Origin of the sequence: Sulfurovum sp. AR (assembly GCF_000296775.1) — a bacterium.
Classification (GTDB): domain Bacteria; phylum Campylobacterota; class Campylobacteria; order Campylobacterales; family Sulfurovaceae; genus Sulfurovum; species Sulfurovum xiamenensis.
The window spans coordinates 59068-71814 of the sequence record NZ_AJLE01000009.1 but is presented as its reverse complement, the minus strand read 5'-3'; the positions used below and the strand labels follow the sequence as shown (position 1 = coordinate 71814).

General features: G+C 41.5%; 12 protein-coding genes and 5 tRNA genes. 9 read left to right on the top strand and 8 right to left on the bottom strand.

The window, feature by feature from the left end:
- Positions 1–20 precede the first annotated feature (20 nt).
- Positions 21–1490 (bottom strand): sodium:alanine symporter family protein, encoded by a 1470-nt coding sequence (locus SULAR_RS08500; protein ID WP_008245025.1) that lies wholly within the window; start codon positions 1488–1490, stop codon positions 21–23.
- Positions 1491–1645: 155 nt separating this feature from the next.
- Here SULAR_RS08500 and SULAR_RS08495 point away from each other — a divergent pair.
- The 6 genes from SULAR_RS08495 to SULAR_RS08465 all read left to right on the top strand — a co-directional run bounded on the left by SULAR_RS08495 (position 1646) and on the right by SULAR_RS08465 (position 3047).
- Positions 1646–1722: transfer RNA gene (locus SULAR_RS08495), tRNA-Pro, on the top strand.
- Between the two features lie 44 nt (positions 1723–1766).
- Positions 1767–1842 (top strand) — tRNA-His (locus SULAR_RS08490).
- Positions 1843–1878: 36 nt separating this feature from the next.
- Positions 1879–1955, top strand: a tRNA-Arg gene (locus tag SULAR_RS08485).
- Positions 1956–1994: 39 nt separating this feature from the next.
- Positions 1995–2071, top strand: a tRNA-Arg gene (locus SULAR_RS08480).
- Positions 2072–2104: 33 nt separating this feature from the next.
- Positions 2105–2189, top strand: a tRNA-Leu gene (locus SULAR_RS08475).
- A 447-nt stretch (positions 2190–2636) separates the two neighbouring features.
- On the top strand, positions 2637–3047 hold the full coding sequence (locus SULAR_RS08465; protein ID WP_008245021.1) for a hypothetical protein: 411 nt from the start codon (positions 2637–2639) through the stop codon (positions 3045–3047).
- Positions 3048–3053: 6 nt separating this feature from the next.
- On the opposite strand, the gene SULAR_RS08460 is transcribed toward SULAR_RS08465, so the two are convergent.
- The 7 genes from SULAR_RS08460 to rsmA all read right to left on the bottom strand — a co-directional run bounded on the left by SULAR_RS08460 (position 3054) and on the right by rsmA (position 10220).
- Positions 3054–3761 carry an OmpA family protein gene (locus SULAR_RS08460; RefSeq protein WP_008245020.1) on the bottom strand — a complete coding sequence of 236 codons (708 nt, stop codon included), beginning with the start codon at positions 3759–3761 and terminating at the stop codon, positions 3054–3056.
- A 29-nt stretch (positions 3762–3790) separates the two neighbouring features.
- On the bottom strand, positions 3791–4066 hold the full coding sequence (locus SULAR_RS08455) for a YMGG-like glycine zipper-containing protein (protein WP_008245019.1): 276 nt from the start codon (positions 4064–4066) through the stop codon (positions 3791–3793).
- A gap of 63 nt (positions 4067–4129) precedes the next feature.
- Positions 4130–5314, bottom strand: coding sequence for a replication-associated recombination protein A (locus SULAR_RS08450; RefSeq protein ID WP_008245018.1), 1185 nt, complete (start codon positions 5312–5314; stop codon positions 4130–4132).
- 3 nt (positions 5315–5317) lie between these two features.
- Positions 5318–6166, bottom strand: coding sequence for a pseudouridine synthase (locus SULAR_RS08445; protein ID WP_038000494.1), 849 nt, complete (start codon positions 6164–6166; stop codon positions 5318–5320).
- Between the two features lie 13 nt (positions 6167–6179).
- On the bottom strand, positions 6180–7148 hold the full coding sequence (locus SULAR_RS08440) for an SIS domain-containing protein (RefSeq protein WP_008245015.1): 969 nt from the start codon (positions 7146–7148) through the stop codon (positions 6180–6182).
- A gap of 128 nt (positions 7149–7276) precedes the next feature.
- Complete coding sequence (locus SULAR_RS08435) at positions 7277–9427, bottom strand: ribonuclease J (protein WP_008245012.1); 2151 nt, start codon at positions 9425–9427, stop codon at positions 7277–7279.
- Positions 9363–10220, bottom strand: coding sequence for a 16S rRNA (adenine(1518)-N(6)/adenine(1519)-N(6))-dimethyltransferase RsmA (gene rsmA / locus SULAR_RS08430; protein ID WP_008245010.1), 858 nt, complete (start codon positions 10218–10220; stop codon positions 9363–9365). The genes SULAR_RS08435 and rsmA overlap by 65 nt, the downstream gene beginning before the upstream one ends.
- Before the next feature lie 94 nt (positions 10221–10314).
- On the opposite strand from rsmA, the gene hisF reads away from it, so the two are divergent.
- The 3 genes from hisF to rlmN are packed head-to-tail and all read left to right on the top strand — an operon-like array spanning position 10315 to position 12676.
- Positions 10315–11079 (top strand): imidazole glycerol phosphate synthase subunit HisF, encoded by a 765-nt coding sequence (gene hisF, locus SULAR_RS08425; RefSeq protein WP_008245008.1) that lies wholly within the window; start codon positions 10315–10317, stop codon positions 11077–11079.
- Between the two features lies 1 nt (position 11080).
- Positions 11081–11605: a purine-nucleoside phosphorylase gene (locus SULAR_RS08420; RefSeq protein WP_008245006.1), complete on the top strand. Its 525-nt coding sequence runs from the start codon at positions 11081–11083 to the stop codon at positions 11603–11605.
- A complete protein-coding gene (gene rlmN / locus SULAR_RS08415; RefSeq protein ID WP_008245004.1) occupies positions 11606–12676 on the top strand; it encodes a 23S rRNA (adenine(2503)-C(2))-methyltransferase RlmN in 1071 nt (356 codons plus the stop codon).
- The last annotated feature ends 71 nt before the right edge of the window (positions 12677–12747 follow it).

Genomic DNA, 12747 nt, shown 5'->3' with positions numbered 1-12747 from the left:
TAAAATAACTTACATATACTCTACGACTTAGGTTCACAAACCCCTTTTTCTATACACTCTTTATCCAACTCTCCACTTTTCCATTTTGAAAGATACGCTTTGAGATTTGTGTGAACAACACCTTGCAGCATATAAAGCCCTATAAGGTTTGGTAAGGCCATTCCCAAGATGAGAAGATCAGAGAATTCTAACAGAGTAGAAGCGCTGGTTATGGATGAGATCACTGTAAATGACACAAAGATCAGTTTATACAACAGAGTATATTTTTCTCCAAACAGATACGTCCAAGAACGCTCACCATAATAAGACCATGAGATCATCGTGGAAAAAGCAAAAAGTACAATAGAGAATGACAAGATCACAGGGAACCATGAAATGACGGTTCCATAGGCTGCTGCCGTCAGTGCTGCACCCTGTTTTGAAGCCACGAGGTTTGCAAACTCTCCACTAGGGTCATAGACACCTGTAGTGACGATCACAAGCGCTGTCATACTACAGATAACGATGGTATCTATAAAGGGTTCATACAGTGCGACCATCCCCTGTCTGACAGGGTATTTGACTGAGGCAGTAGAGTGTACAATGGCTGCAGAACCTATACCGGCTTCACTTGAGAAGGCAGCACGCTTAAAACCTTGTACAAGTACACCTATGAGACCACCTGCAACGGCAGTAGGAGCAAAGGCTTCATGAAAGATGGTTAAGATCGCAGCAGGTACTTGAGAAGCATTTGTGATCAGTATCCATAAGGATGCAGCTAAATAGATAAATACCATGACAGGAACGATCTTCTCTGCTGTACTGGCGATACGTTTAATACCTCCGATAATGACAAATCCTACCAGTGTTGCCAAGATCAGACCGAAAATGATCGGATACTCTTGAAAGAAAGGGATACGTTCTGAGAGTGCACCCATGGCCTGTGAAGTTTGGAATGCATTCCCCGCACCCAACGATCCTCCTATGGCAAGTACAGCAAACATCACAGCGAGTACTTTTCCCAGTTTGATATATCCTTTAGAGGCAAGTCCTATGGAAAGGTACTGCATCGCTCCACCCATGATACGTCCATCAGGTCTTATCTCTCTATAGATCTGTGCAAGGGTCACTTCTGTAAATTTAAGTGTCATACCAAAGAATCCTGCCAGGATCATCCAGAATGTAGCGCCAGGGCCTCCTACCGCTATGGCAATGGCAACCCCTGCGATATTCCCCAGACCAACTGTGGCGGATAGGGCGGTTGTCAAAGACTGAAAAGGAGTGATCTCCCCTACATCGTCAGCAGTCTTATATTTACCTGTGATGATCTTAAAGGCATGACCAAACATGCGTGCATTGATAAAACCAAAACGAAAAGTAAGAAAAATCCCTCCTACGATCAACCATGCAACGATGAAAGGCATACTCGTCTCTTCCATCTTGCCAAAAAAGATGTCAAAGAAGAAAAAAGAGCCTAAAATACTATTGATTTGTTCAAATATACTGTTCATATGTTAACCCTGTATCGAAGATTGAATCATTATACTCATTAACGCCTAAAGTACCTCTAATTTAGTGATTAAATGCATATTTTTCACTTTTTTTCCAAAATCTATTGACAAATGGAAACCTTTTGACTATAATTGCGTTCCTTTTTATAAGGTAACGGAGTGTAGCGCAGTCTGGTAGCGCACCTGGTTTGGGACCAGGGGGTCGAAGGTTCGAGTCCTTTCACTCCGACCATTTAGATATTTAACGTTATAATAATAAGTAATCATTTAATTATGGTGGATGTAGTTCAGTTGGTAGAGCACCAGTTTGTGGCACTGGGTGTCGCGGGTTCGAGCCCCGTCATCCACCCCATTGGTAATTAAACAGGGTAACCACCCGAATGATGAAGCGCTAGTGGCTCAATTGGATAGAGCATCAGACTTCGGATCTGAGGGTTAGGGGTTCGAGTCCTCTCTGGCGTACCATTTAATGTATCAACTTTGTTATTTATTATTATATTGTTTGCACTCGTAGCTCAGCTGGATAGAGCACTCGCCTTCTAAGCGAGCGGTCTCAGGTTCGAATCCTGACGGGTGTACCACTTACTTTTTATTGTTTAGTAAAACAATCACATGCGGATGTGGTGAAATTGGTATACACGCCAGACTTAGGATCTGGTGCTTTACGGCGTGGAGGTTCGAGTCCTCTCATCCGCACCATCTACAAATTCATAATCCATATTCTCACACAATGATTATCCTGATATTTATTCGCTAACATTTTATTCTCAAGTTATATCGATGCCTTTATAGTCTCTTTAGCCAAATACTCTGCTGATCTATCAATTTTGTTCCATGCTGTACAGTATCCATAAATCGCTTTCTTTGTTGCTGGATAGGTATCCTTAGTGACATTGGTAAAAAGGGCTTTAAATGCATTTGAGAGTGGTTTAATATCATAAATGATACTAGTTTTTTCATCTCTTTTTCATACTCTTTCTTGAGCTGTTGTCGCATTATTTCATATTTGTTCTTTTTTCTTTCGAGGATAATAGCGCTTCACGGATTTTCATGGAGTATGAATTAGGTTTAAAATAAAACTACAATTCACATATATAAAAAATTATTGTATACTTTTCATCGTAAATAAATAATTAGGATTTTAGTATGGACAAAAGTTTATTTTTCTTTATTGTCATAGGTATTGGGTTCCTTTATTTTATCACCAATTTCGTAGGTGATATCCAGGAAGATGAGAAATTCCAAAATGAAGAATATAAGCAAAAGCACCAATTTGATCAGTATCAAACCGTTGACAGTATAGGGCGGGAAATACTCGATATGACTGATACACCAGCAACTGTACAGGTGCAAGCATGGAATAATTCTAAGTTAAAAGCAGAATTTTTAGAGCTTTTTCCTGATTTTTCTGAAATGAAAATATTTGTAAAAGAGAGATTGAGAGGAGAGATATTACAGGCGAAACTTATTGCCTCTATCGATAGTGTGGAAAGTCAATACTTTTCTGGTAAAATGAATGCAGAACAAGCCAAGCGAGAGCTTAGCTTATTGAAATAGCCGAGGTTAACGGCAAGGATCAGACATTCTGTTTCTGTCTGCATAAAGATAGACTTCTACTCTTCTGTTAAGTGCTCTATTTTCAGCAGAGTTATTCGGTGCGATGGCTTTATTGTATGAACATCCTTTTGTGTAGGGTCTTCCATTCACGGCAAGGATATCACTGACTGTAGCTGCACGTCTTTGTGAAAGTCCAAGATTGTATTGGTAGCTTCCTACATTATCTGTAAATCCTGCTACACCTACAACAGTTTGAGGATAGTTACGTAAAACTTGTGCGACTTTTTGTACTTTATATCTTGCATTCGACTGTAGCTTAGATGATCCTGTAGCAAACATCATACGATCTCTAAATATAATTTTTACATAGTTATTATATTTTGATACAACGATGTCTCTACGTGGATCAAGCGCTGCTAGAGGGTCATTATTCACACCTGTACCTAGCGCACGGGCAACTTCATTAGCTTGTTGGTCCATATTGTAGCCGATAGCTCCACCTACAGCAGCACCTAAAAGACCACCTATGATGGCACTTTTCGCATCATGTTTACCTGTATTATAGCCTATCATAGAACCTGCCAAAGCACCGGCAGCTACACCTGTTTTTGTACGATCGTAACTTTCATCTTGAACTAGGCCTGGCTGATTGTAACATCCTCCAAGCATAAAAGCAGCTAATGTAGCAGCAAATATTGGTTTGGTTAATTTCATTTTATCTCCTTTTGATGATCAGATGCAGGCTATTGCCATCCGCCTGTTTCTACTGGTTCTGGATTATTACTGTCCACCGCACTTCCTATGCCCGCACCAAGGGCTGTACCGATAAGCGCACCTACAGCAGCATTTTTTCCGCCGCCACTACCTGTATTGTATCCTATCACTGCACCTGCCACAGCACCGGTAGCTGCGCCTGTCTGTGTAGCATTGTTAGGTGCTACTTCTTGACCTGTACAACCATTTAATAAGATAATACTTGTACTGGATACAAGCATATACTTAAGTATATTTCGTTTCATCTCAATTTCCTTTTTATATTAAATAGTGTGAATTATAGCACAGAAATGTGTGAAAAATGTGTCTTATGATTTAGGCACTATTTTCTCATGCCATTGCCAAAGCGTTTTTTCAAAACCTATCTGTTGTGTGTCATAGTATTTTTTGGGTACTGAAAGGTAGGATTGTTTGACCCAGCCACCAAAATCATGGGGATAGAGATAGTTTTTTGCATGGGTTTTAATATGGGATGGAATAGGGTGTATCTCTCCGGCTGCTATATCCTTAAGCGCATGGTTGATCGCCATATAGGCACTGTTGGACTTGGGCGATGAGGCGAGGTAGATGACCAGCTGTGAAAGAGAGATCCTTGCTTCAGGATACCCTATATGTTTCACAATGTTAAGTGTGGAACTGGCAAGATTGAGAGCAGGGGGGTTGGCATTGCCTATATCCTCACTGGCGAGAATGGCTAGGCGTCTTGCGATGAACTCTGCAGGTTCTCCCCCGTCGATCAATCTGGCAAGATAATAGATGGAGGCATCTATATCCGAACCACGGATACTTTTGATCATCGCAGAGGTGAGTTCATAATGGCTTTCACTTTCAGCACTGCCTGCCTGCATGGCATGAGGACGTATCTGTTTGAGTGTGTGTAATGTGATAGGACTTTCTACAGCTGCTGCACTTTCAAGCAGGTTTAACATGGCACGGACATCGCCGCCACTGGAAAAGACAAGGTACTCTTTTGCCTCCTCTTCTACGCTGATATCTTCAAGTTGAATGATGGTATCAAGATAGGTATGCAACGCTGTTTCATCGATCGCTTCGAGCGCAAAAAGATGAGAACGGGAACGCATCGCTGCAGTAAGTGAATAGTAAGGGTTCTCTGTGGAGGCTCCTATGATCAGGGCTGCCTGGTTTTCCATAAAAGGCAAGAGTACTTCTTGCTGGTTCTTGCTGAGTCTATGGACCTCATCGATGAAAATAAGAGGTTTTTGTAGGGCATTGGTGTACTCTTTAAAGATCTTGCGAAGATCCTCGATTTTGAGTGTAGTGGCATTCATCTCGTAAAAAGGTCTATCTAGAAGGGTAGCGATCACCCTTGCAAGCGTTGTTTTCCCGCAGCCTGGCGGTCCGTAAAAGAAAGTATGGGAGAGGGTACCTGATGTGATGAGCTTTCGTAGTATGGCATGCTCACCTAAAAGATGTGATTGACCTATCAGTGCATCGAGTGTTTTGGGACGATATTTCAGTGCAAGGTTTGGCAAAATTTAATCTTTTTTACTAGACTTTTTTGATGTATCAGATTTTTTCTCTTCTTGTTTTGCTGCATTGGCTCTGTTCTTTGCCTCTATTTCGGCATTCTTTTTTCTGCGTTTCATGAATTTGTGTAGATCATCATATTCTTTGCGTGTAAAATAACGTGTTTTGTTCGTAGGTAGATTGTTCAGTTCTATACCTCCAAAAGCGACACGTTTAAGGTCAAGTACTTTTGCTTCAAAATGTGCAAAGAAACGTCTTAGTTCTCTATTTTTACCTTCAGCAATGGTCACACGAAGCTTTGAAAAGTTTTTTCCTTCTGCCCGTATCTCAAAGTGTACGAAAGGTGCAAATTCCATACTATGGATCTTACTTTTTTCATGGGCACCTGCACGGGCATCATCCAGTACAAGACCTTCTTGCATCGCGCTGATCATCTCTGGTGTGATAGGTTTGTCTATTTTCAGGTTATAGGTACGGTCTAATTCACTCTCCATAAGAGCTGTTGCGATTTCTGGAGAGTCTGTTAAGAGCAAAAGTCCTTCAGAGGCATAGTCGAGCCTACCTACGGGTACAAAGTGTCTATATTTGCCTGGTAGTTTATGATAGATGGTTGCACGTCCTCTGTCATCTTTTTTTGTGACCAGAACCCCTTTAGGTTTGTTGTAGACGATGACCGTCACTTCTTTGCTCGGCTTGACCGGTCTGCCTTTCACATAGATATGGTCACCTTCTTCTACTTCATAACCAAAATCTTTCAACACTTGTTTATTGAGAGTGACCTCTCCCTCTTCAATAAGCTTATCTGCTTCTCTTCTGGAATATTTGGTGTTATGCGATATATATTTGTTTAGTCTCATTGTGTCTCGTTTTTTATTTGCTTTTAATACCAGCATTGACCAGATCATGGATATGCAATACTCCGATGATCTTCCCCGCATCATTGGTGATAGGCAGAAGTTGAATGCGTCCATTTTCTATAATTTCAAGGGCATCACTTGCCAGTAATTCTGTATTGGTATAGCTTTTTGGATTCTGGCTGGCATATTCTATAGCCAGGTGGTCTAAACTGAACCCCTCTTTCATCAGTGCCCGTCTAAGGTCACCATCACTTAAGATAGCGATAAATTTATCATCCGCATCTACGATAAGCACGGTACCCAGTTTCCCTTCGCTCATGGCCACAATGGCATCTTTCAGGGTGGTTGTATCTTTGATAATAGGCAGATCTGTGGTTCTCATGAGATCTTTGATCTTCACAAACAGTTTTCTTCCCAACGAACCTCCAGGGTGGAAAGAGGCAAAATCCTCTTGTTTGAACCCTCTTTGTTCCATCAGTGCGACAGCCAAGGCATCGCCCAATGCCATGGTCAGCGTGGTGGATGTCGTAGGGGCAGCACCCAGAGGACATGCTTCTTTCTCTACAGAAATGTCAAGAAAAACATCCGCATAAGAGCCAAGTGATGACTCTTTATTCCCTGTCAGCCCGATAAGCGGGATATCAAAACGTTTGATATGGGGAAGGATCTTCGTAAGCTCTTCACTCTCTCCACTGCTGCTGATAGCGAGCAGGGTATCGTTTTTACTTATCATCCCCAAGTCCCCATGCAGTGCCTCTGTAGGATGTAAAAAGAAACTGGATGTTCCCGTACTAGCAAACGTCGCAGCCATTTTGGCACCTACAAGACCGGATTTCCCTACACCGGTAATAATGAGCTTTCCCTTGGTTCCCAATATCAGTGAAATGGCATCCAGAAAGTTTTGGTCCAGACGTTCGGCAGCTTTGTATAGGGCATCTGCTTCAATGTGAAAAGTTTCTTGTGCAATTTTAATGAGATCCATGGTTTCAGTCTTTATATATTTTTAAAGGATTATAGCATAATTAGCAGGGGGAGAGCAGATGTTTATATTACTTCAGATCAAATAGATAAGTTAAATGGGATTCTCTCCTGCCCTAAGGCAGAAGTAGATTAGATGATGAAGATCGTAGGAATGATAAGAGGATATCTCTTTTTCGTACGGATCACATGCTTTCTTACGACATTTCGAATTTCATTTTCGACATCTCTATGGTTCTTTAATGCTTCAGGTTTCATGTTAAGCATCATAGTCTCAAGCAGTACTTCGATCTCTTTTGCAAACTTTTTATCTTCTTTGGCAGCTACAAGTCCATGACTTGTCACTACCGGTTTACCCACGACTTTCTGGTTGCTTTGGCTGATCTGTGCAACAACATTGACAATACCGTCCTCTGCCAGTTTTTGTCTGTCAAGTACGACATCATTTTCAATCGTCTTATTGTTTTGATTATCGATGTATGTTTTACCACTCTTGACTGTTTTGACCTTTTTAAGATATTTAGGTGTGATCTCTACTTGATCTCCATCGCTCATCAGCAAGATATTTCTCTCATCCACACCACAAGCAACCGCCGTTTTCGCATGTTGTGCAATGTGATTATACTCACCGTGAACAGGCAAGAAGAATTTAGGCTGGATCAGTCTCAAGATAAGCTTCTGCTCCTCTTGTGCTGCGTGACCAGAGACATGGATATCCCCAAACTCTTTGTATCTTACTGTGACACCTGCTTTCATCAGTTTGTTCATCAGACTGGAGACAGAAGCCTCATTCCCTGGAATTGCTGAAGCGGAGATGATAACAGTATCAGTAGGTTTAAGTTTGATATGTCTATGTTCATCCGTTGCCATACGGTTCAGTGCAGCCATGGTTTCACCCTGTGAACCCGTCGTGACGACGAGGATTTCATGGTCAGCATACTTAGGAACTTCATGCACTTCGATAAAGTGTTTCTCTTCGATATCTACAAAACCTAAAGCTCTGTTTGTCTCAACATTACGCTCCATAGAACGGCCGATCACACAGATCTTTCTTCCATGCTTCACACCTCTTTGCATCGCTTGGAAGATTCTGTGAACATTCGATGAGAAGGTCGACATGATCACCCTTCCTTTTGCAAGTTCGAACAGTGAATCAAACGTTTTCCCAACCACTTTTTCACTCTTTGTGAATCCAGGGTTATGGGAGTTCGTAGAATCAGAGAAAAGGCAAAGTACACCTTTTTCTCCATAATAGGCATAACGACGTAAGTCCATCGTATAGTCATCTACAGGGGTATGGTCTATTTTAAAGTCAGCCGTATGCATGATGATCCCTGCAGGTGTCTCGATTGCAAGAGAACAGGCATCAATGATAGAGTGGGTATTATGCAGCCACTCTATTTTCATATCTCCGATCTGATACTGTTGTCTCAGTGTCACAAAGTTGAAATGTTTGGTGTGTGCGCTCAATCCATGTTCATTGAACTTGTTTTCTATCATAGCGAGTGCAAGTGGTGTTGCATAGATCGGAAATTCTAGTTCTTTAAACAGATATGGCATGGCACCAATATGGTCTTCATGTCCATGTGTGATAATGATATAGACGTCTTTTTGACCCTTGAGTGTGTGCAGATAAGAAAAGTCAGGTACTAAGATATCGACACCGTGCATGGTTTCATCAGGGAAACTCATACCCACATCGATGACAATAGCTGTAGTCTCAGTTTCAAGTACGGCCATATTCCCGCCGATCTCACCAAGCCCCCCAAGTGGTGTAAATCTGACCTTTCCTTTGCTCGCCATGTCAATTTTTTTCCATGGATTCATGGTCGCGTCTTTTACGCGTGCATTCTCTTCAAGAGAGGCTCGCATGGTATCATTCACAGTGGTAACATTTTTTCTTTTCCCTCTGCCTTTACCGCCTCCGACACGGTTTTGCTGCGGTTTTTTACCAGGATGTTGTTTTTTGGTTGGATTTTGTCTATTATCTTGACCTTCAGCATTTTGTGTTCTGTTAGGGTTCGGCTTTCTGTGAGGATGTGGTTTTCTGTTAGGGTTCGGCTTTCTGTTCCCATCCGGAGCCTCTCTGTCTTGCACATTCCCATTGACTTCTCTTTGTGGGTTTGGCTTTCTATTCGGGTTCGGCTTTCTGTTCGCATTAGGGTTAGGTCGGTTGGTATTTTGCCCTTGTGTATTTTGTCTATGTGGGTTTGGTTTTCTATCTCTGGGTGTTCTTTGCCCTTGATTTTGAGATTTTTCGTTGTTCTGACTGTTGTTTTCCATCTAAATTATCCTTTAGTTCATTATATATGTGATGATAAATAGATGTCTCAGCTTCATGAGGCCGTAGGTTGGGGTCTATACCCAACTTTTCGAAGGTTTGATGTACCATATCTTTAGAAAAAACAGCCGTAAGGTTTTTAGAGAGTTTTTTACGCGGTTGCGCAAATGCGATCTTTAAGAACGCTTCAAACCTCTCATCATCCAGTGACCGGTCTTTCTCTATTAAAAGCACCGCGGAAGTCACTTTCGGAGGGGGGACAAATGCTTCGGGTTCAACTTCGAAACAGAGTGTCGCTTTCCCTACCGTTTGAGCAAGTACAGAAAGAGCAGAAAACTCTTTTTGTGTGACACTTGCTGCAAACTTAACAGCCACTTCTTTTTGAACCATCACCAGAATGGACCGGCAGTGTTCATCTTTCAATGCTTTTAAAATGATATTGGTTGCGATATAGTAGGGCAGGTTGGCTACCAGATGATAAGGCTCATCTAACAGGCTTCCTGACTCCCAACGCTCAAGCACATCTCCGCACCGTAATTCAAAGTGCCCTTTGTGGATAGGTTCTTTGAATTCGGTTGTAAGATGCTCACATAATCTTTTATCAACCTCAAATGCTGTGACATTTCGAACTTTTACAAGTTCTTTGGTTAAATCACCTAAGCCAGGTCCAATCTCTGCGACTTTTAGATCGTCATTGGGCATCGCTTGGATGATTTTATGAAGATAGATATCATTCTTTAAAAAGTTTTGACCAAATTTTTTACTGGCAAATTCGGCTAAATTTTCAATAATCATACTATAATCTACCTTTATAATTGATACTAATCCCACGTTTGGGATAATTTTTGTATAATCTTATCATAATTTTGAGAGGAAAACGGCGTATTAGATGGATTATTTTGCAAAACGTATCATACCTTGTCTCGATGTAGATAACGGACGGGTCGTGAAAGGTGTTAATTTTGTCGGGTTACGTGATGCAGGAGATCCTGTAGAAGTAGCCAGACGTTATAATGAAGAGGGTGCAGACGAGATCACTTTTCTTGATATCGGTGCGAGTCATGAAGGACGTGACACGATCGTTGATGTCGTGAAAAAAGTAGCACAGGAAGTTTTCATACCTCTTACGGTAGGTGGAGGGATCAGAGAACTTTCTGATATCTATAACCTTCTCAATGTAGGTTGCGATAAAGTCAGTGTGAACTCTGCAGCCATCAAGAACCCGGGTTTCATCGGAGAGGGTGCAAAACGTTTTGGATCGCAATGTATCGTAGTGGCGATAGATGCCAAAAGAGTGGCTGAAGACAAATGGCATGTCTTTACCCATGGGGGACGTAACGATACAGGTCTCGATGCACTGGAGTGGGCAAAGGAAGCGTATGAAAGGGGTGCAGGTGAATTGCTTGTCACCTCTATGGATGCAGATGGAACCAAAGCAGGATTTGACAATGCCTTGAACAGAAAGATCAGTGATCTTGTGAATATCCCTGTCATTGCATCTGGCGGTGCCGGAACGATGCAGCATATGGAAGAAGCATTCACGATCGGTCATGCGGATGCTGCTTTGGCAGCTTCGATCTTCCACTTTAAAGAGATTGACATTATGGAATTAAAACGCTATCTTAGAGGGAAGAACATCCCAGTGAGAATGTAGTATGATCATTTGTGCAGGAGAGAGCGAGCAGTTTGATTTTGCTTTGCCCGTTGGCATTGGCCTGACAGACGTCGCGATCAATTTGACACGTTTATGTTTGTCACAAAAACCAAAATTTCTATTATTCGTCGGTACGGCAGGTTCGTATGGTGAAAAGAAAGTGTTTGACATTATCGAATCAAAGACTGCCGCGAACATTGAGAACAGTTTTTTCACAGGTGGCTCTTATACCCCTATAGACAATATGGTCTCCACGGCAGAAGATGTTTCACGTGAAACAATTGTGAACAGTTCCAATTATATTACGACGGATAAAAGTATAGGGAAGGCGTACCTTTCTAAAAATATCCATTTGGAAAATATGGAATATTATGCGGTATTGAAAGTAGCAAAATCTTTTGATATCCCTGCGGCAGGTATTTTTATAGTAACCAATTATTGTGATGAAAATGCCCATAGAGATTTTATGAACAATCACAAAGAAGCAATGTTTAGATTGACCAAGTATATGAAAGAAAGTAAATAGATGAAAAAAATAATACAAGATCTGACAAAAGAAGAGTTAAGTGAAGTGATCAAACCTTCTTTTCGTGCAAAACAGATCTACAACTGGATCTACCATAAATATGCTATGTCATTTGAAGAGATGAAAAACCTCCCCAAAGAGATGAGAGAAAAACTCGATGAAGCGTATACCCTTACACCTCTTAAAACGGTTATGGTACAGAATTCTAAAGACGGAAGCCGTAAATATCTTTTCGAGCTCCATGATAAACATACAGTGGAATCTGTTCTGCTTTTAATGAGGGAGAAGGAGTATCATGAAGACGGCTCTGTAAAGCACCAGGAGCGTTATACAGTCTGTATCTCATCCCAGGTAGGGTGTAAGGTAGGGTGTGCCTTTTGTTTGACAGCAAAGGGCGGTTTTATGCGTAATTTGACAGCGGGTGAAATCGTTGAACAGGTACGGATGATCAAAAAGGACAATGGGATTGATGCCAACCGGCGTGTCAATATTGTTTTCATGGGGATGGGTGAACCACTTGACAACCTGACAGAGGTAGCAAAAGCTGTCAAGATATTTGCGGACCCTGAGGGTATGGCGATAGCGACACATAGACAAACCATCTCTACTTCCGGACTCAGTACGAAGATAGAAAGACTTGGAAAGATGGAACTGGGTGTGAACCTGGCGATCTCATTGCACGCGGTTGACGATGAATTGAGACAACAGTTGATGCCTATTAACAAAGCATACAATATTGAGTCTATCATCACTGCGGTGAAAAACTTTCCTGTCAATGACAGAAAAAGAGTCATGTTTGAATACCTTGTCATTAAAGATGTCAATGATGATATCTCTGCAGCCAAGAAACTTCTTTCTCTTCTTGATGGTATTAAAGCCAAGGTCAATTTGATCTATTTTAATCCGTATGGAGGTACGGAGTTCAAACGCCCAAGCGAAAAAGATATGAAAGAGTTCCAGGAGTATCTGACCAAAAGAGGTTTGCATTGTACGATACGTGAGTCTAAAGGGTTGGATATATCAGCAGCCTGCGGTCAGCTGAGAGAACAGGAATTGGAAGGAGAAATCTAATGTCAACTTTGGAACTTTTTATGTTAGGTTTTATTATCGTTGTTGCAGCTATTGGAGTAGGTTGGTTTATC

Coding starts and splice junctions, on each gene's coding strand:
- SULAR_RS08500 (WP_008245025.1), bottom strand. CDS start 1,490: ATGAACAGTATATTTGAACAAATCAATAGTATTTTAGGCTCTTTTTTC.
- SULAR_RS08465 (WP_008245021.1), top strand. CDS start 2,637: ATGGACAAAAGTTTATTTTTCTTTATTGTCATAGGTATTGGGTTCCTT.
- SULAR_RS08460 (WP_008245020.1), bottom strand. CDS start 3,761: ATGAAATTAACCAAACCAATATTTGCTGCTACATTAGCTGCTTTTATG.
- SULAR_RS08455 (WP_008245019.1), bottom strand. CDS start 4,066: ATGAAACGAAATATACTTAAGTATATGCTTGTATCCAGTACAAGTATT.
- SULAR_RS08445 (WP_038000494.1), bottom strand. CDS start 6,166: ATGAGACTAAACAAATATATATCGCATAACACCAAATATTCCAGAAGA.
- SULAR_RS08440 (WP_008245015.1), bottom strand. CDS start 7,148: ATGGATCTCATTAAAATTGCACAAGAAACTTTTCACATTGAAGCAGAT.
- SULAR_RS08435 (WP_008245012.1), bottom strand. CDS start 9,427: ATGGAAAACAACAGTCAGAACAACGAAAAATCTCAAAATCAAGGGCAA.
- rsmA (WP_008245010.1), bottom strand. CDS start 10,220: ATGATTATTGAAAATTTAGCCGAATTTGCCAGTAAAAAATTTGGTCAA.
- hisF (WP_008245008.1), top strand. CDS start 10,315: ATGGATTATTTTGCAAAACGTATCATACCTTGTCTCGATGTAGATAAC.
- SULAR_RS08420 (WP_008245006.1), top strand. CDS start 11,081: ATGATCATTTGTGCAGGAGAGAGCGAGCAGTTTGATTTTGCTTTGCCC.
- rlmN (WP_008245004.1), top strand. CDS start 11,606: ATGAAAAAAATAATACAAGATCTGACAAAAGAAGAGTTAAGTGAAGTG.